Genomic DNA, 19,209 nt, shown 5'->3' with positions numbered 1-19,209 from the left:
TGCCACCGCGACCGCGAGGACGAGGAAGGTGAGCATGCGGTTGCCGAATTCGATCGCGGTGTTGATCGGGGAGATCTCGGGGTGCGCGGCCGGGACGAAGCTGTCGGGGGTGCATCTCGGCCAGGTCGGGCAGCCGAGGCCGGAGCCGGTCAGGCGGACGGCGGCGCCGGTGACCGTGATGCCCGCGTTGACCACTACCGCCGCGAGTGCCCACGATCGCATGCTTCGCTGAGTGGGCGTCCAGAACGAGTGGTGGAGGGAGCGCAGGTTCACGCCTGACATCGTAGGTGGCCTGGGGTGCGGTCCTGGTTTCGCCCCGGCACGACCGCCGTCTCGATGCCGCCGCGAGGCCGCTCTTGCGATCGCATGGTGGAATGTGACATTTTACTTGCATGTCGGACGTGGTGGTGATCGGGGCGGGAGTGGTGGGGGCCGCTTGTGCCTTCTATGCCGCGCGGGCCGGGTTGAGCGTCGTCGTGGTGGATCAGGGGACGGTCGCGGGCGGAACCACGGGGGCCGGAGAAGGCAATGTCCTGGTTTCGGATAAGGAGCCGGGGCCTGAGCTGGATCTGGCGTTGTTGTCGTCCGGGCTCTGGGCGGAGCTGGCCGTGGCGGTCGGCGGGTTCGAGTACGAGCCGAAGGGCGGGCTCGTCGTCGCCGAGACGCCTGAGGTGCTGACCGCGCTGACCGGGCTCGCCGCCAAGCAGGAGTCCAGCGGGGTGCGGGCCGCCGTGGTGGATCCGGAGGAGTACGAGCCGCATATCGCGCGCGGGCTGGCGGGCGGCGTCTACTACCCGCAGGACGCCCAGGTCCAGCCCATGCTCGCCGCCGCCCGCCTGCTGCGGGCTTCCGGCGCCCAGGTTCGTACGGGGGTACGGGTGACCGGTCTCGCCCGATCGGGAGACCGGGTCGTCGGGGTCAGGACCGATGAGGGCGATCTGCGCGCCGGAGCCGTCGTCAACGCCGCCGGGACCTGGGCGGGCGACGTCGCCGCCCTGGCGGGGGTCAACCTGCCGGTGCTGCCGCGACGCGGCTTCATCCTGGTCACCGAACCGCTCCCCGAGCCGCTGATCCGGCACAAGGTCTACACGGCCGCGTACGTCACCAACGTGGCCAGCGAAGACGAGGGCCTGGAGACCTCGGCGGTCGTGGAGGGCACCCCGGCGGGCACGGTCCTCATCGGCGCCAGCCGCGAACGAGTCGGATATGACCGAAATATCGCCTATCCGGTTCTCGCCCGGCTGGCCGAACAGGCGATCGCGCTGTTCCCCGCCCTCGCCGGCAGGCAAGCGATCCGCGCCTACTGCGGCTTCCGCCCCTACTGCCCCGACCATCTCCCCGTCATCGGCCCCGACCCTCGCGCCCCCGGCCTCTACCACGCCACCGGCCACGAAGGCGCGGGCATCGGCCTCGCCCCCGCCACCGGCCTACTGATCTCCCAACTCCTCACCAGCGGATCCAGCCCTTCCGGCCAAGTCAGTCCTTCCGGCCGACCTGGCCCATCCGGATCCGGTTCTTCCGGCCAAGCCCGCTCTTCTGGCGGATTCGGTCCGTCCGGGGGATCGAACGAATCCGGCGAATCCGGCGCGTCGCCGGATCTCGACCTCTTCCCGTTCCGTCCAGAGAGGTTCGCATGACCGCCCCCGGCTTCGAGATCGTCTTCTCCGGGCGGCCCATCCCGGTCCTGCCCGGCCAGACGATCGGAGCGGCCCTCCACGCCGCCGGAATCCGATCCTGGCGCACCACCAGGATCAACGGCCGCCCGCGCGGCCTGTTCTGCGGCATCGGTGTCTGCTTCGACTGCCTGCTCACCGTCAACGGCGAACCCAACGTCCGCGCCTGCCTGACGACGGCTCACCCTGGGGACGAGGTGACCCCGTCGTGAAATATGACCTCATAGTCATCGGGGCCGGCCCGGCCGGGATGGCGGCAGCGGGCACCGCGGCACGGGCGGGACTGGACGTCGCACTGATCGACGCCGCCCCACGACTCGGCGGTCAATTCCATCGCCAGCCGCCGCCAGAGATCAGCGTCCGGAAGGAAACCTCGCGGGACTTTCTCAGGCTTCGTGATCGTCTGGCTGGGGTCGATCTTCGCCTGGGGTGCCGGGTGTGGGCGGTGGAGCCTTCGTTTTCGGTGCACTTCGACGGTGGGACGTTGGCGGGGGAGCGGTTGCTGATCGCGACGGGGGCGCACGATCGGGTGGTGCCGTTTCCCGGGTGGGATCTGCCTGGGGTGATGACCGCCGGGGGTGCGCAGGCGCTGCTCAAGGGGAATCTCGTGGTGGCCGGGCGGCGGATTGTGGTGGCGGGGACCGGGCCGTTTCTGTTGCCTGTCGCGGCTGGGCTCGCCGCCGCTGGTGCGGACGTCGTCGGGGTGTTCGAGGCGGCTCGTCGGGTGGGTGCATTGGCGCGGTATCCGGCCAAAGTTCTTGAAGGCGCCGGTTATGGGGTACGGCTGGCGCGGCATCGAGTGCCGTACCACCGGGGACAGGCCGTCGTCGCGGCGCATGGGACCGATGAGCTCACGAAAGTCACCGTGGCGAAGATCGACGCGGGGTGGCAGGCGGTCAAGACGCGGGACATCGAGTGTGACGTGCTCGCGGTGGGTTACGGGTTCGTGCCGCAACTCGATCTGCCCGTGCAGCTTGGATGCGCGACCACGCGGGACTCCGATGGCAGCCCGATCGTGGCGGTCGACGCGGAGATGCGGACCTCGGTTCCCGGCGTGTACGCGGCCGGGGAGAGCACCGGCGTCGGCGGCGCGGAGCTGGCCGAGCTCGAAGGCGTCATCGCCGCGCACTCGATCACCGGCACGCCCGTCCCGCCCGGAATCACGCGCCGGAGAGAGCGCGCGCGGGCGTTCGCGCGGCTGCTGCACGAGGTGTTCCCCGTCCGGGACGGCTGGCGGAGCTGGCTGCGGGAGGACACGATCGTCTGCCGGTGCGAGGAGGTTCCGTACCAGGCGATCTGCGCGGCGCGGGAGCTGGGCGCCACCGACGCGCGGTCGATCAAGCTGCTGGCCCGGCCGGGCATGGGCTGGTGCCAGGGCCGGATGTGCGGCTACGCCGTCGCCCGGCTGGCGGGGGAGGACCCGCCACCGCCGCGCCGCCCCTTCGCGCAGCCCATCAGCTTGCAGGACCTGGCCGCCTACCCCTTGAGGAGATCCAACGATGACACGTGAGAAGCCGTGGCGCGGCGTGATGGTCGCCACTGCACTCCCACTAAAAGCTGATTTGTCCGTAGATTTCGATGCCTTTGGCGAGCATTGCCGGTGGCTGGTGGCGTCCGGCTGTGACGGTGTCGTGCCGAACGGGTCGCTGGGGGAGTACCAGACGCTGACCGCAGACGAGCGCGCCCAGGTCGTCCGCACCGCCGTCACGGCCATCGGCGCGGACCGCGTCATGCCGGGCATCGCCGCCTATGGCGCCCAGGAGGCCAAACGCTGGGCCGAGCAGGCCGGGGAGGCCGGATGCGGCGCGGTCATGCTGCTGCCGCCCAACAGCTACCGCGCCGACGAGCGCGCCACGGTCGAGCACTACCGGATCGTCGCCGAGGCGGGCGTGCCGATCGTCGCCTACAACAACCCGATCGACACCAAGATCGACCTCACCCCGGCGCTGCTGGCCCAGCTGTACGCCGAAGGCCTGATCGTGGCCGTCAAGGAGTTCACCGGCGACGTCCGCAGGGCGTACGAGATCGCGGAGCTCGCGCCGGGCCTGGATCTGCTGGTCGGCTCCGACGACGTGCTGCTCGAACTGGCGCTGGCCGGCGCGGTCGGCTGGGTGGCGGGCTACCCGAACGCCCTGCCCGAGGCCACGGTGCGCCTCTACCGGGCGGCCATGGCCGGGGATCTGGGCGTCGCGCAGCCGCTGTATCGCGTGTTGCACCCGCTGCTGCGCTGGGACGCCAAGATCGAGTTCGTGCAGGCCATCAAGCTGTCCATGGACCTCGCCGGGCGGCCGGGCGGCGGCTGCCGGCCTCCCAGGCAGCCGCTGCTGCCCGCGCAGGCGGCGGCGGTCCGGGCGGCGACCGAGAAGGCCCTCGCGGAAGGACTGCGCTGACATGCGGACCAAACGGGTGTTCCACGCCGTCGACTCGCACACCGAGGGCATGCCGACCCGGGTCATCACCGGCGGAGTCGGGGTGATCCCGGGCGCCACCATGGCGGAGCGCCGCGAATATTTCATGGCCAACCTGGACCATGTCCGTACCCTGCTCATGTACGAGCCGCGCGGCCACGCGGCGATGAGCGGCGCGATCCTGCAGCCTCCCACCCGGCCGGACGCCGACTGGGGAGTGCTCTACATCGAGGTGTCCGGCTGCCTGCCCATGTGCGGGCACGGCACGATCGGCGTCGCCACCGTCCTGGTGGAGACCGGGATGGTCGAGGTGACCGAGCCGGTGACCACGATCAGGCTCGACACGCCCGCCGGTCTGGTCACCGCGTCGGTCGCCGTCGAGGACGGGGCCGCGACCTCGGTCACCATCCAGAACGTGCCCTCGTTCAGCGTCGCCCTGGACCAGACCATAAAAGTCACCGGATATGGCGAAATAACCTACGACCTCGCTTATGGCGGGAATTTTTACGCGATTGTCCCCATCGAAGCCGTCGGGCTTCCGTTCGATCGGGCGTACAAGCAGCAGATCCTCGACGCCGGACTGGCGATCATGGACGCGATTCCCGAACCCGCGCACCCGCTCGATCCCGGCATCAAGGGCTGCCACCACGTGCAGTTCCTCGCCCCCGGCTCCGACGCCCGGCTGTCCCGCCACGCCATGGCGATCCACCCCGGCTGGTTCGACCGCTCCCCGTGCGGCACCGGCACCAGCGCCAGAATGGCCCAGCTCCACGCCCGCGGCGAACTCCCCATTGGTACGGACTTCGTCAACGAATCCTTCATCGGCACCCGCTTCATCGGCCGCCTGATCGAGGAGACCACCGTCGCGGAACTCCCCGCCGTGATCCCCACGATCACCGGCCGCGCCTGGATCACCGGCACCGCCCAATATTTCCTCGACCCCGCTGACCCGTTCCCAAATGGATTCTTGCTCTGATCACCTGATGCCGTTTGTCCGGATGCGAAACGGTACGATCCCCCTTTGGCCATCCCGCCGGAACCATTCCGGCCCCGGAAAGCCCCGGAACGGATGTCATGCTGGCAGGGAGTACGCGAGTGGGGAGTGGGATGGCTCGGGGAGCTGAAGGGCTCGGCCTGCCGGCGGTCGGGGAGCGGCTGAGCCTGCGCGAGCAGGTCGCCCAGGCGTTGCGGGGGGCCCTGGTCGCGGGGGAGATGCGGCCGGGGGTGGTCTACTCGGCCCCCGTGCTGGCCGCCCAGTTCGGCGTCTCGGCCACCCCGGTCCGGGAGGCCATGCTCGACCTGGCCAAGGAGGGCCTGGTCGAGGCCGTGCGCAACAAGGGCTTCCGGGTCACCGAGATGTCGGAACGGGACCTGGACGAGATCACCGAGCTCCGGCAGCTGATCGAGGTCCCGACCGTGGCCCGGCTGGCCGACCCGGCCAGGGCGGCCGAGTTCGAGCGGCTGCGCCCGCTGGCCCGCGAGATCATCACCGCCGCCGTCCGCGGCGACCTGCTCACCTACGTCAACGCCGACCTGAGCTTCCACCTGGAGCTGCTGGGCATGTCCGGCAACGCGCACCTGGTGGAGGTCGTCCGCGACCTGCGCGGCCGGGCCCGGCTCTACGGGCTGAAGGGCCTGGCCGACCGGGGCGTGCTGGCCAACTCGGCGCACGAGCACCTCGACCTGCTCGACGCCCTCAGCCGCGGCGACGCGACCGCCGCCGAGCACATCATGAACCACCACATCCAGCACGTCCGCGGCATCTGGGCGAACAAGCCTGAGTGATTGGTCAATTGGACCTGGTCGCGCCGATCGAGGCGATGACCACGCAGCCGATGGCCGCCCACTCGCGCAGGTGCAGCACCTCGCCCAGGATGAACAGCCCGACCAGCGCGGCGGCGGCAGGTTCCAGGCTCATCAGGATGCCGAACACCCGCTTGGGCATCCGGCGCAGCGCCTCCAGCTCCAGCGTGTAGGGGATGACCGACGACAGCAGCCCGACGCCGAGCCCGAGCAGCAGGATCTCGGGCCGGAGCAGGTCCATGCCCCCGGCGGTGATCCCCACCGGCGCGATCACCAGCGTGGACACCAGCATCGCGAAGGATAATCCCGTGGTGCCGGGGAAACGCCGCCCGACCGAGGCCGACAGCAGGATGTAGGCCGCCCAGAGCGCCCCCGCCCCCAGCGCGAACCCGATCCCCGCCCAGCTCGCGCCCGCCGCCTTCCCCCACGGCGCGAGCAGCATGATCCCGGCCGCCGCCAGCACCACCCACAGCAGGTCCAGCCGGCGCCGCGACGCCACCACGGCGACCGTCAGCGGCCCGATGAACTCGATCGCCACCGCGATCCCCATCGGCAGCCGGGCGAGCGCCTCGTAGAACGACAGGTTCATCAGCCCGAGACTGACCCCGAACGCCGCCCCCGCCAGCAGATCCTTGCGGCTGAGCCCCCGCACCCGGGGCAGCGCGATCGCCACCAGCACCAGCGCCCCCGTGCTGATCCGCAGGAACACCACCGCGCTCGGCGGCAACATCGCGAACAGGTTCTTCGCCAGCCCCGCCCCCACCTGCACCGACACGATCGCCAGCAACACCAGCCCCGACGGCGGCACCGCGTCGGACGCGGCCCTGACCCCCGCCCCGATCCGAATCCTGTACGGCCGTGCGGACCCGGAAACGGTCTCGGCGGTCACGAGCGCAACTCCTTCACGTACGAGCTGAACAGCCCCCAAATCGTAGAGGCATCTCCCCAATTCGGGCGAATGGTTAAATACCCGTCATTGAACCATCAGATCGATCTTGCGCCCGTCGGGGTCGGCCAGCAGGTGCCTCCCAGGAGGCAAGGCAACGGTGGAGCCGTCCACCTCGAACCCGAGGCGCAGCGCGCCCGTCAGCCGCTCGGCCGTCGCCGGATACAGCTCGATGACCATGCCATCGGGCCATTCGGCCGCTAAATGCTCCGGACCCCGCCCGTGCTGCTCCGAGACGAAGGACAGCCCCAGCGCTTCGTAGAAGACGCGGCACTCTTCCATCCGCGGGGTGTAGATGACCAGTAGGTTCATTCCCACCTGAAGGTCCTGGCCGCCAGCGTCAGGGACACTGCCGCCCAGCCCGCGAGGACGCACACCGCCAGCCACGGGAGCCCGCCGCCGTCGGCGAGCACCGAACGCATCCCGTCCGTGAAGGCGCCCAGCGGAAGGAACTCCAGCACAGGCTGGATCCCCTGGGGATAGGTCGACAGCGGGAGCACCACTCCGCCGAGGCCCAGCATCACCAGGTAGACCAGGTTCGCCCCCGCCAGCGTCGCCTCCGCGCGCAGGGTTCCGGCCATCAGCAGGCCGAGACCGCTGAACGCCGCCGTACCCAGCAGGATCAGCGCCGCGGCCCACAGCGGATTGCCGCGCGGCGACCAGCCGAGCCCCAGCGCGACCGCGACCAGCACCACGACCTGGAGCACCTCGACCGCGAGCACCGCCGCCGTCTTGGCCAGCATCAGCCCGGTCCGCGACAGGGGAGTGGCGCCCAGGCGCTTGAGCACGCCGTAACGCCGCTCGAACCCCGTCGCGATCGCCTGGCCGGTGAAGGCGGTGGACATGATCGCCAGCGCCAGCACGCCGGGCGCCACGAAATCCACCCGCTCGCCCGCCACGTCCAGCAGCGGCGCCTTGGAGAAGCCGACCAGCAGCAACACCGGAATGATCATGGTCAGCAGCAGCTGCTCGCCATTGCGCAGCATCGCCCGGACCTCGGCCCCCGCCTGCGCGAACACCATCCGCCCGAGCGGCGCCGCCCCGGGCGCGGGACTGAAGTCGAGAGTGGTCATCGCCATGAATCCGCCAGGACTTGTCGGAAAAATCGGGTTTGGAGCGCTTGGCGGAGTCTCGCCATTCGGATCGGTTGGCAATTCCGGGCATCTGGGACTTGCCGGATCTGGATGGGTTCGGCCTGACGCGTCTGCCAGCGCTCCCGGAACCGGCGAAATCCACGCTCAAGCCGGAAGATCTGTGGCCTCCCGGACAGTCGATGGCCGGGCCTGGCGGCTGATGTGGCGGTGCGGATCGGTTGAACGTTCACCTGAGTTCCCTTCCCGTCAGCTCCAGGAAGACGTCCTCCAGGGTGCGGCGTTCGATGCTCAGGTCCTCGGTCGTCACGCCCTCGGTGGCGCACCAGGCGGTCACGGTGGCCAGCAGCGACGGATCGACCAGGCCCTCGATGATGTAGTGGCCCGCCGGGGACTCCTTCGCGGCGCTCCCCGCGGGCAGGGCGGCGAGCAGCTCGTCGAGGTCGAGCCCGGGCCGGGCGCGGAAGCGGAGCTGGCGTTCCGCGCCGGTGAGGGCGGCGGGGCTGCCCTCGGAGACGACGCGGCCCCGGTCGATGATGACGACGTGGTCGGCGAGTTTCTCCGCCTCGTCCATGTAGTGGGTGGTCAGCACCACCGAGACGCCGGCCGCTCTGAGCTCGCCGACGACCTCCCAGCAGGCGTGCCTGGCCTGCGGGTCGAGCCCGGCGGTCGGCTCGTCCAGGAACACCAGCTCCGGACGCCCGATCACGGCGGCGGCCAGCGACAGCCGCTGCTGCTGTCCGCCGGACAGCCGCCGGAACGGCGTGCGCGCGTGCTCGGTCAGGCCCAGCCGGTCCAGCAGCGCGGCGGCCGGGAGCGGATGGGCGTGGAACCGGGACACCAGGCGCAGCCACTCGCCCGCCCTGATCGCCTGCGGCACCCCGCCGGACTGCGGCATCACCCCGACCCTCGCCCGCAGGCTGGGGTCTCCGGGCAGCAGGCCGAGCACCCGCACCGAACCCGCGTCGAACCGCAGGAACCCCTCGCAGATCTCGATCGTGGAGGTCTTCCCCGCGCCGTTGGGGCCCAGAATCGCCGTCACCTCGCCACGAGCGCACCTCAAGGTCAGCCCGTCGACGGCTGTGGTCCGCCCGTACCGCTTCACCAGGCCGGTGATCTCGACGGCAGGGGAAATCATGCCTACGAGTTTAGGGAGTGCCGAGCCCGCTCCCGCCCCCGGCGTCCCAGGTAAACCCTTGCATGGAATCCCGCAAAGTCAGCAGATTTCGGGACAAAAGCCGTGTAACGCTTAAATCGTCCTGTGTCACCGAGAAGGGGGATCGGCATGCCGGAGTTCACGAGGTATCGACCGGGCACGGCCTGCTGGGTGGACCTGTCCAGCACCAACGTCGAGGAGTCGGAGGACTTCTACGGGCAGCTCTTCGGCTGGACGGCCGAGTTCGACGACCGTCCGGAAACCGGCGGATACGGCATGTTCCGCCGCGGCGGCAAGGCGGTGGCCGGGATCGGCCGGACGATGAGCGAGAACCAGCCCACCAGCTGGAACACCTACTTCGCCACCGAGGATGCCGGGAAGACCGCGCAGGCGGTCCGGGAGGCCGGCGGCACCGTGATCATGGAGCCCATGGAGATCGTGGACGAGGGCACCATGGCCGTCTTCCAGGACCCGACCGGCGCGTACGTCAGCGTCTGGCAGTCCAACCGTCACCCCGGCGCCCAGGTGGCCGGCGAGCCGGGCACGCTCAACTGGGTGGAGCTGCTGACCCGCGACGTGGAGGCGGCCAAGAACTTCTACACCCAGGTCTTCGGCTGGACCGCGGACAACCGCATGATGGGCTCCACGCCGTACACCATGTTCATGATGGCCGGGGAGACGGTCTGCGGGATGATGGAGATGGGGAGCCAGTTCCCGGCCGAGGTGCCGGCGCACTGGCTGGTCTACCTCGGCACCGCGGACCTGGACGCCACCATCGCGCAGGCGCGCGGCCTCGGCGCCCGGCAGCTCTACGGGCCGATGACCGTCCCCGACATGGGGCGGTTCGCGGTGTTCGCGGACCCGCAGCGCGCGACTTTCGCCGCCTGGCAGCAGGCCTGATCGCGAATTACGGGCCGGGACCTTGATCAGTCCCGGCCCATCATCGCGTTTGCCCAGGTTAGGTAAGGCTTACCTGCGTGACAAATTACATTCTTCGCGTATCCCGCTTCCGTTTGTGGTGAGGGAAGGAATTACGCCACACTGATGTTGTGAAATACGTGACCGGGACGGCGAACACTAGGGAGACCGCGGCCTCGCGGCGCTCTGCTGTGCCGTCGGCGCCGGGTGCTGTGCCGTCGGCCGAGCGTGGGACCCGTGCCCACGTCGCCCGGCTCATCATGGAGCACGGCCCGGTGACCGCGGCCGCGCTAGGCGAACGGCTCGGGCTCACCCCGGCCGCCGTCCGCCGCCACCTTGACAACCTCCTGGCCGAAGGCATGATCGAGCCGCGCACCGCCCGCCAGCGCGGGCAGCGCGGCCGGGGCCGCCCCGCGAAGCTGTTCGGCATCACCGACGCCGGCCGCAGTGCCTTCGAACACGCATACGATGACCTGGCCGGGAGCGCCCTGCGCTTCCTGGCGGAACGCCTCGGCGGTGAGGCCGTGACCGACTTCGCCCGCTCGCAGGTGTCCGCCCTGGTCGCCCGCCTCACGCCGATCATGCGCGAGGTGCCGGAGGACCAGCGGCTGCGGGTGCTGGCCGAAGCCCTGTCCGCCGACGGCTACGCGGCCTCGGCGAGCAAGACCGGCACCGGCGGCGAGCAGCTCTGCCAGCACCACTGCCCGGTCGCGCACGTGGCCGCGGAGTTCCCCCAGCTGTGCGAGGCCGAGACCGAGGCCTTCGGGCAGCTGCTCGGGACGCCCGTGCAGCGCCTGGCCACCATCGCGCACGGCGACGGCATCTGCACCACCCATGTAAGCCCCCGATCGCATGTAATCCTCAGCCCGCAGCATAGAGAGAGCAAGGAGTCCGGAAGGTGACTATCACCGACCGCCCGGAGCTGGAAGGCCTCGGGAACTATAAGTTCGGCTGGTCCGACTCGGACGCCGCGGGAGCCGTGGCGCGCCGTGGCCTTTCCGAGGACGTGGTCCGCAACATCTCCGCGCTCAAGAACGAGCCGGACTGGATGCTCGACCTGCGGCTGAAGGGCCTGCGGCTGTTCGGCAGGAAGCCCATGCCCACCTGGGGCGCCGACCTGACCGGCATCGACTTCGACAACATCAAGTACTTCGTCCGCTCCACCGAGAAGCAGGCCGCGTCCTGGGACGAGCTGCCCGCCGACATCAAGAACACCTACGACAAGCTCGGCATCCCCGAGGCGGAGAAGCAGCGCCTCATCGCCGGCGTCGCCGCGCAGTACGAGTCGGAGGTCGTCTACCACAAGATCCGCGAGGACCTTGAGGAGAAGGGCGTCATCTTCGTCGACACCGACACCGGGCTGCGCGAGCACGAGGAGCTCTTCAAGGAGTATTTCGGCACGGTCATCCCGGTCGGCGACAACAAGTTCGCCGCGCTCAACACCGCGACCTGGTCCGGCGGCTCCTTCATCTACGTGCCGCCGAACGTCAGCGTGGAGATCCCGCTGCAGGCCTACTTCCGGATCAACACCGAGAACATGGGCCAGTTCGAGCGCACCCTGATCATCGTCGACGAGAACTCGTACGTGCACTACGTCGAGGGCTGCACCGCGCCGATCTACTCCTCCGACTCGCTGCACTCCGCGGTCGTGGAGATCATCGTGAAGAAGGGCGCCCGCTGCCGTTACACGACCATCCAGAACTGGTCGAACAACGTCTACAACCTGGTCACCAAGCGCGCGGTGGCGTACGAGGGCGCGACCATGGAGTGGATCGACGGCAACATCGGCTCCAAGGTCACCATGAAGTACCCGGCCGTCTACCTGATGGGCGCGCACGCCAAGGGCGAGACCCTGTCGGTCGCGTTCGCGGGCGAGGGTCAGCACCAGGACGCCGGGTCGAAGATGGTGCACCTCGCGCCGAACACCTCCTCCACCATCATCTCCAAGTCGGTGGCGCGGGGCGGCGGGCGCACGTCGTACCGCGGTCTGGTGCAGATCGAGGAGGGCGCGTACGGCTCCGCCTCGACGGTGAAGTGCGACGCGCTGCTGGTCGACCAGATCAGCCGCTCCGACACCTACCCGTATGTGGACGTGCGGGAGGACGACGTCTCCATGGGTCACGAGGCCACCGTCTCCAAGGTCTCCGAGGACCAGCTCTTCTACCTGATGAGCCGCGGCCTGGGCGAGGACGAGGCGATGGCGATGATCGTCCGCGGCTTCGTCGAGCCCATCGCGCGCGAACTCCCCATGGAGTACGCGCTGGAGCTCAACCGGCTCATCGAGCTGCAGATGGAAGGAGCGGTGGGCTGACCATGGGCCTGGAGACCAAGCCTCTCGTCACCCTGCACGAGAAGGCCTCATACGACCTCGCCGATTTCCCGGTCCCGACCGGGCGCGAGGAGGAATGGCGGTTCACGCCGCTGTCCCGGCTGAAGGGCCTGCACGACGGCTCCGCCGTGTCCGACGGCACCGACAAGGTGGAACTGGTCCTCCCCAAGGGGATCGGTTCGGAGCTGGTCGGCCGCGACGACCCTCGGATCGGCAAGGCCGGCAAGCCCGCCGACCGGGTCGCGGCCCAGGCGTACGCGTCGTTCGAGAAGGCGACCGTGATCACCGTGCCGCGCGAGGCCGTGGTCGCCGAGCCGATCCGGATCGACGTGCACGGCGAGGGCGGCACGCTCTTCACCCACCTGCTGGTGGACGTCAAGCCGATGGCCGAGGTCGTCGTCGTGGTCACCCACACCGGCACCGGGGTCCGGGCTGGGAACGTCGAGTTCCTGGTCGGGGACGGCGCGAAGGTCACCTTCGTGGCCCTGCAGGACAGCGACCGGGACGCGGTGCACCTGGCTCAGCACACCGCGCTGGTCGGCCGGGACGCCACCTTCAAGTCGATCCTGGTCACCCTCGGCGGCGACGTCGTCCGGCTCTCCCCGCGCGTCGGCTACGCCGGTCGCGGCGGCGACGCCGAGCTGGTCGGCCTCTACTTCGCCGACACCGGGCAGCACCTGGAACACCGGCTGCTGGTGGATCACAGCCTGCCCGACTGCCGCAGCAACGTGATCTACAAGGGCGGCCTGCAGGGCGAGGGCGCGCACACCGTCTGGATCGGCGACGTCATCATCCGCGCCGAGGCCACCGGCACCGACACCTACGAGCTCAACCGCAACCTGCTGCTCACCGACGGGGCCCGCGCGGACTCCGTGCCGAACCTGGAGATTCTCACCGGTGAGATCACCGGCGCGGGGCACGCCTCCGCGTCCGGGCGGCTGGACGACGAGCACCTGTTCTACCTGCAGGCGCGCGGCATCCCCGAGGCGGAGGCCAGGCGGCTGGTCGTGCACGGGTTCTTCAACGAGCTGATCCAGCGCATCGACGTGCCGGAGATCCAGGAGCGCGTGCTGGCGGCGGTGGAAGCGGAGCTCGCCCGATGACGTTCGAAAAGGTCTGCAAGCTGGCGGACATTCCCGTCGAGGGGGTCATTCCCGTCGAGGTCGACGGCACCCCGGTCGCGATCGTGCGCACCGACGAGGGCGTGTTCGCGCTCCACGACGTGTGCTCGCACGCCGAGGTCAGGCTGAGCGAGGGCGACGTCTACGACGGCACGCTCGAATGCTGGCTGCACGGCTCCTGCTTCGACGTGGCCACCGGCAAGCCGACCGGACCCCCGGCCACCAGGCCCGTTTCCACCTACCCAGTCAAGATCGACGGCGACGACGTCTATGTCTCGCTCTCGAAGGAGTCATGACCGTGTCCACGCTTGAGATTCACGACCTGCACGTGTCCGTCGGCGACAAGGAGATCCTCAAGGGGGTCGACCTGGTGGTCAGCTCGGGGGAGACGCACGCCATCATGGGCCCCAACGGCTCCGGCAAGTCCACCCTCGCGTACGCGATCGCGGGCCACCCCAAATACACGATCACCTCCGGCCGGGTCCTGCTGGACGGCGAGGACCTGCTGGACATGACCGTGGACGAGCGCGCCCGCGCCGGTCTGTTCCTGGCCATGCAGTATCCCGTCGAGGTGCCCGGCGTCTCGGTCTCCAACTTCCTGCGCAGCGCCGTCACCGCCGTCCGCGGCGAGGCCCCCAAGCTGCGCGAGTTCGCCAAGGACCTGAAGAAGGGCATGGACGCGCTGGCCATCGACGGCTCCTTCGCCACCCGCAACACCAACGAGGGCTTCTCCGGCGGCGAGAAGAAGCGGCACGAGATCCTCCAGCTGGAGCTGCTCAAGCCGAAGATCGCCGTCCTCGACGAGACCGACTCCGGCCTGGACGTGGACGCGCTGCGCGTGGTCTCCGAGGGCATCAACCGGTTCCGCGAGTCCGGCGACACCGGGGTGCTGCTGATCACGCACTACACCCGCATCCTGCGCTACGTGACGCCCGATTTCGTGCACGTCTTCGCCGCCGGCCGGATCGTCGAGGAGGGCGGGCCCGAGCTGGCCGAGAAGCTGGAGGACGAGGGCTACGAGGCGTACACGAAGGCCGCGCTCTGATGAACGGCCTTGATGTGGAGCGGATCAGGAAGGACTTCCCGGTCCTCTCCCGCGAGCTGCCCGGCGGGCGGCCGCTGATCTACCTGGACTCGGGCAACTCCTCGCAGAAGCCGGTCCAGGTGATCGAGGCCATGCGGGACCACCTGTCGATGCACTACAGCAACGTCGGGCGGGCCCATCACGCGCTGGGCGCCGAATCCACCGAGGCGTACGAGAACGCCCGCGACAAGGTCGCCGCCTTCATCGGCGCGCCCTCGCGGGACGAGGTGATCTTCACCAAGAACGCCTCCGAGGCGATCAACCTCGTCGCGTACGCCTTCGGGAACCCCCTCAACACCGACGAGCGGTTCCGGCTCGGCCCCGGTGACGAGATCGTCATCACCGAGATGGAGCACCACTCCAACATCGTGCCGTGGCAGTTCGCGGCTCAGCGAAGCGGCGCCACGCTGCGCTGGTTCGGCGTCACCGACGAGGGCCGCCTGGACCTGTCGAACCTGGACGAGATCGTCAACGAGCGGACGAAGGTCGTCGCGTTCGCGCACCAGTCCAACGTGCTCGGCACGGTCAACTCCATCTCGCCCATCCTGGCGCGGGCCCGCCAGGTGGGCGCGCTGGTGCTGCTGGACTCCTCGCAGGCGGTGCCGCACAAGCCGGTGGACGTGGCCGAGCTCGGCGTGGACTTCATCGCGTTCACCGGGCACAAGATGGTCGGTCCCTCGGGGATCGGGGTGCTCTGGGGCAAGGCGGAGCTGCTGGACGCGATGCCGCCGTTCCTGGGCGGGGGCGAGATGATCGAGGCGGTCTGGATGGACCGGTCGACGTTCGCGCCGGTGCCGCACAAGTTCGAGGCCGGGACCCCGCCGATCGTCGAGGCCATCGGCCTGGGCGTCGCGGTGGACTATCTCACCGACGTCGGCATGCCCGCCATCAAGGAGTGGGAACACCAGCTGACCGGGTACGCGTTGGACGCCTTGTCGGAAATTTCGGGATTGCGGGTGATCGGTCCGCGGTCGGTGGAGTCGCGGGGAGGCACGGTGTCGTTCACGTTGAAGACGCCGGGTGGCTTCGACATACATCCGCACGATGTGGGGCAGATCTTGGACGACGTGTTCGGCATCGCCGTCCGGGTCGGGCACCATTGCGCGCGGCCGCTGCACCTGCGGTTCGGCATCCCGGCCACGACGCGGGCTTCGCTGTACCTTTACAACACCACCGACGAGATCGACGCCCTGGTTCGCGGGCTCCATCATGTGCAGAAAGTGTTCGGATGATCGCGGAATCGATGTACCAGGAGTTGATCCTGGAGCATTACAAGCACCCGCAGGGGCGTGGCCTGCGGGAGCCGTACGACGCCGAGGTTCACCACGTGAACCCGACCTGTGGCGACGAGATCACGCTGCGGGTCAAGGTGGAGTCGGGCAAGGTCGCCGACGTGTCGTACGAGGGGCAGGGCTGTTCGATCAGCCAGGCCGCCGCGTCGGTGCTGCACGAGCTGGCGGCCGGGTCCACGGTCGAGGACTCGCTCGCGGTGGTCGACGAGTTCACCCGGCTCATGCAGGGCCGGGGCACGGTCGAGGCCGACGAAGAGGTGCTCGGTGACGCCGTCGCGTTCGCCGGGGTGGCCAAGTTCCCCGCGCGGGTGAAATGCGCGCTGCTGGCCTGGATGGCATACAAGGACGCTGTGGTGAGGAGTTCCTGATGAGCAAGCCCACTGAGACGCCCACCGTGGCGGCATATGACGGCGATCTGGCTCTGGACGACGTCATGGAGGCGCTGAAGGACGTCGTCGACCCCGAGCTGGGCATCAACGTCGTCGACCTCGGCCTCATCTACGGCCTCAACCTGGACGCCGCCGGCGAGGGCGAGCTGCCGGTCGCCACCATCGACATGACGCTCACCAGCGCGGCCTGCCCGCTCACCGACGTCATCGAGGACCAGGCCAACTCGGCGCTGGCCGACATGGTCTCCAGCGTGGTCATCAACTGGGTGTGGCTGCCGCCGTGGGGCCCCGACAAGATCACCGACGAGGGCCGCGATCAGCTGAGGATGCTGGGCTTCAACGTGTGATGGTCATGACGCCCGGAAATCCGGGGTAAGATACATCGGACCCCGGCTTTTCCAAGCCGCTGGGTCGGTCACGACCAGTGACCTCGCGCCGCGACTGTGAACCGCGGCACCTGCACACTGCTGAGCAGATTTCGCGCCACGCTGACGTGGTTGCGACGTGGCCGGGGACGGATCCCCGGCCTCAGGGGCGGTGCGCAGAACCGGCACCGTCCGGCACCTGAAAGGGGTGCCTTCGTCCGGAACGGCCTGAGGCCGTCCGGACCACCTGGCTCGTCCTTACGCAGAAGTGACGCGCCCACGCCCGTGCTGCCGGCACTTGACGCGGCACGTCATTTTCTATGGAAAGGCACGACCTCGTGACCACGCTTGACCCCGCTATGCCCGTCACCGCCGACGTCCTCGCCGCCGAGGCCCCGGCGGTGTCGGAGTTCACCCTGCTCGGCTTGCCCCGCCCGCTCGTCTCGGGCCTCGCCCGGGCCGGCATCACCTCGCCGTTCCCCATTCAGCGGGCGGCCATTCCCGACATTCTCGCCGGGCACGACGTGCTCGGCCGGGGCCAGACCGGCTCCGGCAAGACCCTCGCCTTCGGCCTGCCGATGATGGCCAGGATCGCCGGGGAGAAGGCGCAGCCGCGCCGCCCCCGGGCGATCATCCTGGTGCCCACCCGCGAGCTGGCCCTCCAGGTCGCCGACGCGCTGGAGCCGCTCGGCCGCGGCCTAGGCCTGCGGATGAAGACCGTCGTCGGCGGCATGTCCATGGGCAAGCAGGTCGAGGCGCTGCGCCGCGGCGTCGAGGTCGTCGTGGCCACCCCCGGCCGGTTGACCGACCTGATGGAGCAGGGCGAATGCTCCCTCGAGGACGTCCAGGTGAGCATCCTGGACGAGGCCGACCACATGTGCGACCTCGGCTTCTTCCCCGTGGTCAGCGCCATCCTGGACGAGACCCCCGCCGACGGCCAGCGCCTGCTGTTCTCGGCCACCCTCGACGGCGACGTGGACAAGCTCGTCCGGCGTTTCCTCACCGACCCGGTGACCCACTCGCTCGCCCCGGCCACCTCCTCGGTCGAGCTGATGGAACACCACATGTTCCAGGTCACCTTCCACGACAAGCCCGACGTCACCGCCGAGATCGCCGCCCGCGAGGGCCGCACGATCATGTTCGTCCGCACCCAGCACGGCGTGGACCGCGTGGTCAAGCAGCTCGCCCGGGTCGGCGTCAAGGCCGGCGGCCTGCACGGCGGCAAGCGCCAGAACCAGCGCACCCGGATCCTCGGCGAGTTCCGCGAGGGCAACGTCCAGGTCCTGGTCTGTACGGACGTCGCCGCCCGGGGCATCCACGTCGACGACGTGAGCCTGGTGCTGCACATCGACCCTCCGGCCGACCACAAGAGCTACCTGCACCGCGGCGGCCGTACGGCTCGCGCCGGGGAGCGGGGCTCGGTGGTGACGCTGGTCATGCCGAACGAGCGCCGGACCACCGAGGCGATGGCGCGGCGGGCCGGGATCAACCCGTCCCGGCACAAGGTCGTGCCCGGCGACCCGGTGCTGGCCGAGATCGCGGGCGCGCAGCAGCCCTCCGGCGAGTCCATCCCGGTCTGGGAGCCCGACGTGCGCAAGCCGCTGAGGGCCACCAAGGAGCGCGGCCCGCGCGGCGGCTTCGGCGACGGCGAGCGGCGCCCGCGGCGGTACGCCGACCGCAACCGTTCCGACGACTTCCACCGCCGCCCGGCGGAGGACGGCGAGGCACGGCGTCGTGACGGTCGTGACAGCGGCGGCGGCGCCCCGCGCGGGCAGTTCCGCGACGACCGCGGGCCGCGCACGTTCGGCGGCGACCGTCCGCGCGAGAACGGCCGCTCCAGTGACCGGCCCAACGGGCGTTCGTACGACCGGGACGATCGCCGTGGATTCGGCAACGATCGCCCGGCGTACGACCGGCCCGCCTACGACCGCCAGGATCGTCCTTCTGGCGGCGACCGGCCGTACGGCAACAACCGGCCGTACAACGGCGACCGGCCCGCCGGGCGCGGGCGTCCGTTCACGGGTGACCGGGACGGCGGGCGCCGGTTCGAGGACCGGGGCGCCGAGCGTGGCGGATACCGGGGCAACGGCGACAATCGTGGGTCCTACCAGGGCGGGGAGCGTCCCCGTACCGAGACGCGGGGCGGCTACAACGGCGAAGGCCGGTCCGAGTCGCGCGGCTGGAACGGGGAGGCTCGCCCGGCCGAGCAGCGGGGCGGTTTCCGCCCGCGTTCGGGCGGCGGCTTCCGCCAGGGCGGCCGCCCCGGCGGCCACTCGGGCAGCCGCCACGGCCGCTAGCTGATTTGTTCGTAAGCCCCGCTGGAGTGCGCTCCAGCGGGGCTTACGCGTTTCAGGACGCGGCGATCCGCGGGCAGGGAGACTGAACCGGATCAGTCGCATGCGGGTTCATGCTCGGCGCGCTGTCCCCGCTGGTGGAGTTGGCCGAGCATTCCGAATGAACGTTTCATCGGAACTTGGTCCTGGGACCGGGTCGCCGCAGTTGATCGAAGGGGTGGACTGCCGCCTCTTGTCACTTAACCGGTCCATTACTTCACTGGGCTTCGACAACGGGTCAGGCGCTGTCTTCGATCAGATCCCGTACCGAGGAGATCCTTTGCCCGCCCATCCCTCGCAT

Annotated in this window: 21 protein-coding genes; 16 read left to right on the top strand and 5 right to left on the bottom strand. The window is 69.7% G+C overall.

What is annotated here, in order from left to right; all coding sequences use genetic code 11:
* On the bottom strand, nt 1-222 hold a 222-nt coding region (locus tag Aple_RS36860; protein WP_246265012.1), incomplete at its 3' end, for a COX15/CtaA family protein.
* 170 nt (nt 223-392) lie between these two features.
* Between Aple_RS36860 and Aple_RS36855 the strand changes: the two genes are divergently transcribed.
* The 6 genes from Aple_RS36855 (at nt 393) to Aple_RS36830 (ending at nt 5,866) form a co-directional block, all read left to right on the top strand.
* Complete coding sequence (locus Aple_RS36855) at nt 393-1,637, top strand: NAD(P)/FAD-dependent oxidoreductase (RefSeq protein ID WP_155349380.1); 1,245 nt, start codon at nt 393-395, stop codon at nt 1,635-1,637.
* Nucleotides 1,634-1,885, top strand: a complete 252-nt coding sequence (locus tag Aple_RS36850) for a (2Fe-2S)-binding protein (RefSeq protein ID WP_155349379.1) — start codon at nt 1,634-1,636, stop codon at nt 1,883-1,885. The genes Aple_RS36855 and Aple_RS36850 overlap by 4 nt, the downstream gene beginning before the upstream one ends.
* On the top strand, nt 1,882-3,183 hold the full coding sequence (locus Aple_RS55780; protein ID WP_155349378.1) for an FAD/NAD(P)-dependent oxidoreductase: 1,302 nt from the start codon (nt 1,882-1,884) through the stop codon (nt 3,181-3,183). Before Aple_RS36850 ends, Aple_RS55780 begins: the two co-directional genes overlap by 4 nt.
* Complete coding sequence (locus Aple_RS36840; protein ID WP_155349377.1) at nt 3,173-4,063, top strand: dihydrodipicolinate synthase family protein; 891 nt, start codon at nt 3,173-3,175, stop codon at nt 4,061-4,063. Before Aple_RS55780 ends, Aple_RS36840 begins: the two co-directional genes overlap by 11 nt.
* Before the next feature lies 1 nt (nt 4,064).
* The gene (locus tag Aple_RS36835; protein ID WP_155349376.1) at nt 4,065-5,057 is read left to right on the top strand and encodes a proline racemase family protein; all 993 of its coding nucleotides are present in this window, start codon (nt 4,065-4,067) and stop codon (nt 5,055-5,057) included.
* A gap of 131 nt (nt 5,058-5,188) precedes the next feature.
* Nucleotides 5,189-5,866 (top strand): GntR family transcriptional regulator, encoded by a 678-nt coding sequence (locus Aple_RS36830; protein WP_155349375.1) that lies wholly within the window; start codon nt 5,189-5,191, stop codon nt 5,864-5,866.
* 4 nt (nt 5,867-5,870) lie between these two features.
* Here Aple_RS36830 and Aple_RS36825 read toward each other — a convergent pair whose 3' ends face one another.
* The 4 genes from Aple_RS36825 to Aple_RS36810 form a co-directional block, all read right to left on the bottom strand.
* Entirely contained in the window at nt 5,871-6,773 is a 903-nt protein-coding gene (locus tag Aple_RS36825; RefSeq protein WP_155349374.1) for an EamA family transporter, read from the bottom strand.
* A gap of 84 nt (nt 6,774-6,857) precedes the next feature.
* Nucleotides 6,858-7,142 carry a VOC family protein gene (locus tag Aple_RS36820; RefSeq protein WP_174889924.1) on the bottom strand — a complete coding sequence of 95 codons (285 nt, stop codon included), beginning with the start codon at nt 7,140-7,142 and terminating at the stop codon, nt 6,858-6,860.
* Nucleotides 7,139-7,903 carry an ABC transporter permease gene (locus tag Aple_RS36815; protein ID WP_155349372.1) on the bottom strand — a complete coding sequence of 255 codons (765 nt, stop codon included), beginning with the start codon at nt 7,901-7,903 and terminating at the stop codon, nt 7,139-7,141. Before Aple_RS36815 ends, Aple_RS36820 begins: the two co-directional genes overlap by 4 nt.
* A 247-nt stretch (nt 7,904-8,150) precedes the next feature.
* Nucleotides 8,151-9,059, bottom strand: coding sequence for an ABC transporter ATP-binding protein (locus tag Aple_RS36810; RefSeq protein WP_155349371.1), 909 nt, complete (start codon nt 9,057-9,059; stop codon nt 8,151-8,153).
* A gap of 147 nt (nt 9,060-9,206) precedes the next feature.
* On the opposite strand from Aple_RS36810, the gene Aple_RS36805 reads away from it, so the two are divergent.
* The 10 genes from Aple_RS36805 (at nt 9,207) to Aple_RS36760 (ending at nt 18,872) form a co-directional block, all read left to right on the top strand.
* Complete coding sequence (locus Aple_RS36805) at nt 9,207-9,977, top strand: VOC family protein (RefSeq protein WP_155349370.1); 771 nt, start codon at nt 9,207-9,209, stop codon at nt 9,975-9,977.
* Nucleotides 9,978-10,126: 149 nt separating this feature from the next.
* Complete coding sequence (locus Aple_RS36800; RefSeq protein WP_155349369.1) at nt 10,127-10,897, top strand: helix-turn-helix transcriptional regulator; 771 nt, start codon at nt 10,127-10,129, stop codon at nt 10,895-10,897.
* On the top strand, nt 10,894-12,306 hold the full coding sequence (gene sufB, locus Aple_RS36795) for a Fe-S cluster assembly protein SufB (RefSeq protein ID WP_155349368.1): 1,413 nt from the start codon (nt 10,894-10,896) through the stop codon (nt 12,304-12,306). The genes Aple_RS36800 and sufB overlap by 4 nt, the downstream gene beginning before the upstream one ends.
* 2 nt (nt 12,307-12,308) lie before the next feature.
* A complete protein-coding gene (sufD, locus tag Aple_RS36790; protein WP_155349367.1) occupies nt 12,309-13,427 on the top strand; it encodes a Fe-S cluster assembly protein SufD in 1,119 nt (372 codons plus the stop codon).
* Nucleotides 13,424-13,741 carry a Rieske (2Fe-2S) protein gene (locus Aple_RS36785; protein WP_155349366.1) on the top strand — a complete coding sequence of 106 codons (318 nt, stop codon included), beginning with the start codon at nt 13,424-13,426 and terminating at the stop codon, nt 13,739-13,741. Before sufD ends, Aple_RS36785 begins: the two co-directional genes overlap by 4 nt.
* Complete coding sequence (sufC, locus tag Aple_RS36780) at nt 13,738-14,490, top strand: Fe-S cluster assembly ATPase SufC (protein WP_425544284.1); 753 nt, start codon at nt 13,738-13,740, stop codon at nt 14,488-14,490. The genes Aple_RS36785 and sufC overlap by 4 nt, the downstream gene beginning before the upstream one ends.
* Entirely contained in the window at nt 14,490-15,761 is a 1,272-nt protein-coding gene (locus Aple_RS36775; protein WP_155349364.1) for a cysteine desulfurase, read from the top strand. The genes sufC and Aple_RS36775 overlap by 1 nt, the downstream gene beginning before the upstream one ends.
* Nucleotides 15,758-16,189, top strand: coding sequence for a Fe-S cluster assembly sulfur transfer protein SufU (gene sufU / locus Aple_RS36770; protein ID WP_155349363.1), 432 nt, complete (start codon nt 15,758-15,760; stop codon nt 16,187-16,189). Before Aple_RS36775 ends, sufU begins: the two co-directional genes overlap by 4 nt.
* Nucleotides 16,189-16,557: a metal-sulfur cluster assembly factor gene (locus Aple_RS36765; protein ID WP_155349362.1), complete on the top strand. Its 369-nt coding sequence runs from the start codon at nt 16,189-16,191 to the stop codon at nt 16,555-16,557. The genes sufU and Aple_RS36765 overlap by 1 nt, the downstream gene beginning before the upstream one ends.
* Before the next feature lie 356 nt (nt 16,558-16,913).
* Complete coding sequence (locus Aple_RS36760) at nt 16,914-18,872, top strand: DEAD/DEAH box helicase (RefSeq protein ID WP_246265010.1); 1,959 nt, start codon at nt 16,914-16,916, stop codon at nt 18,870-18,872.
* Nucleotides 18,873-19,209 lie beyond the last annotated feature (337 nt).

The organism is Acrocarpospora pleiomorpha (assembly GCF_009687885.1).
Classification (GTDB): domain Bacteria; phylum Actinomycetota; class Actinomycetes; order Streptosporangiales; family Streptosporangiaceae; genus Acrocarpospora; species Acrocarpospora pleiomorpha.
Note: the sequence above shows the minus strand (reverse complement) of the source record. Positions and strands in the feature narration are given on the sequence as shown.

Coding starts and splice junctions, on each gene's coding strand:
- Aple_RS36855 (WP_155349380.1), top strand. CDS start 393: ATGTCGGACGTGGTGGTGATCGGGGCGGGAGTGGTGGGGGCCGCTTGT.
- Aple_RS36850 (WP_155349379.1), top strand. CDS start 1,634: ATGACCGCCCCCGGCTTCGAGATCGTCTTCTCCGGGCGGCCCATCCCG.
- Aple_RS36840 (WP_155349377.1), top strand. CDS start 3,173: ATGACACGTGAGAAGCCGTGGCGCGGCGTGATGGTCGCCACTGCACTC.
- Aple_RS36835 (WP_155349376.1), top strand. CDS start 4,065: ATGCGGACCAAACGGGTGTTCCACGCCGTCGACTCGCACACCGAGGGC.
- Aple_RS36830 (WP_155349375.1), top strand. CDS start 5,189: ATGGCTCGGGGAGCTGAAGGGCTCGGCCTGCCGGCGGTCGGGGAGCGG.
- Aple_RS36820 (WP_174889924.1), bottom strand. CDS start 7,142: ATGAACCTACTGGTCATCTACACCCCGCGGATGGAAGAGTGCCGCGTC.
- Aple_RS36815 (WP_155349372.1), bottom strand. CDS start 7,903: ATGACCACTCTCGACTTCAGTCCCGCGCCCGGGGCGGCGCCGCTCGGG.
- Aple_RS36810 (WP_155349371.1), bottom strand. CDS start 9,059: ATGATTTCCCCTGCCGTCGAGATCACCGGCCTGGTGAAGCGGTACGGG.
- Aple_RS36805 (WP_155349370.1), top strand. CDS start 9,207: ATGCCGGAGTTCACGAGGTATCGACCGGGCACGGCCTGCTGGGTGGAC.
- sufD (WP_155349367.1), top strand. CDS start 12,309: ATGGGCCTGGAGACCAAGCCTCTCGTCACCCTGCACGAGAAGGCCTCA.
- Aple_RS36785 (WP_155349366.1), top strand. CDS start 13,424: ATGACGTTCGAAAAGGTCTGCAAGCTGGCGGACATTCCCGTCGAGGGG.
- sufC (WP_425544284.1), top strand. CDS start 13,738: ATGACCGTGTCCACGCTTGAGATTCACGACCTGCACGTGTCCGTCGGC.
- Aple_RS36775 (WP_155349364.1), top strand. CDS start 14,490: ATGAACGGCCTTGATGTGGAGCGGATCAGGAAGGACTTCCCGGTCCTC.
- sufU (WP_155349363.1), top strand. CDS start 15,758: ATGATCGCGGAATCGATGTACCAGGAGTTGATCCTGGAGCATTACAAG.
- Aple_RS36765 (WP_155349362.1), top strand. CDS start 16,189: ATGAGCAAGCCCACTGAGACGCCCACCGTGGCGGCATATGACGGCGAT.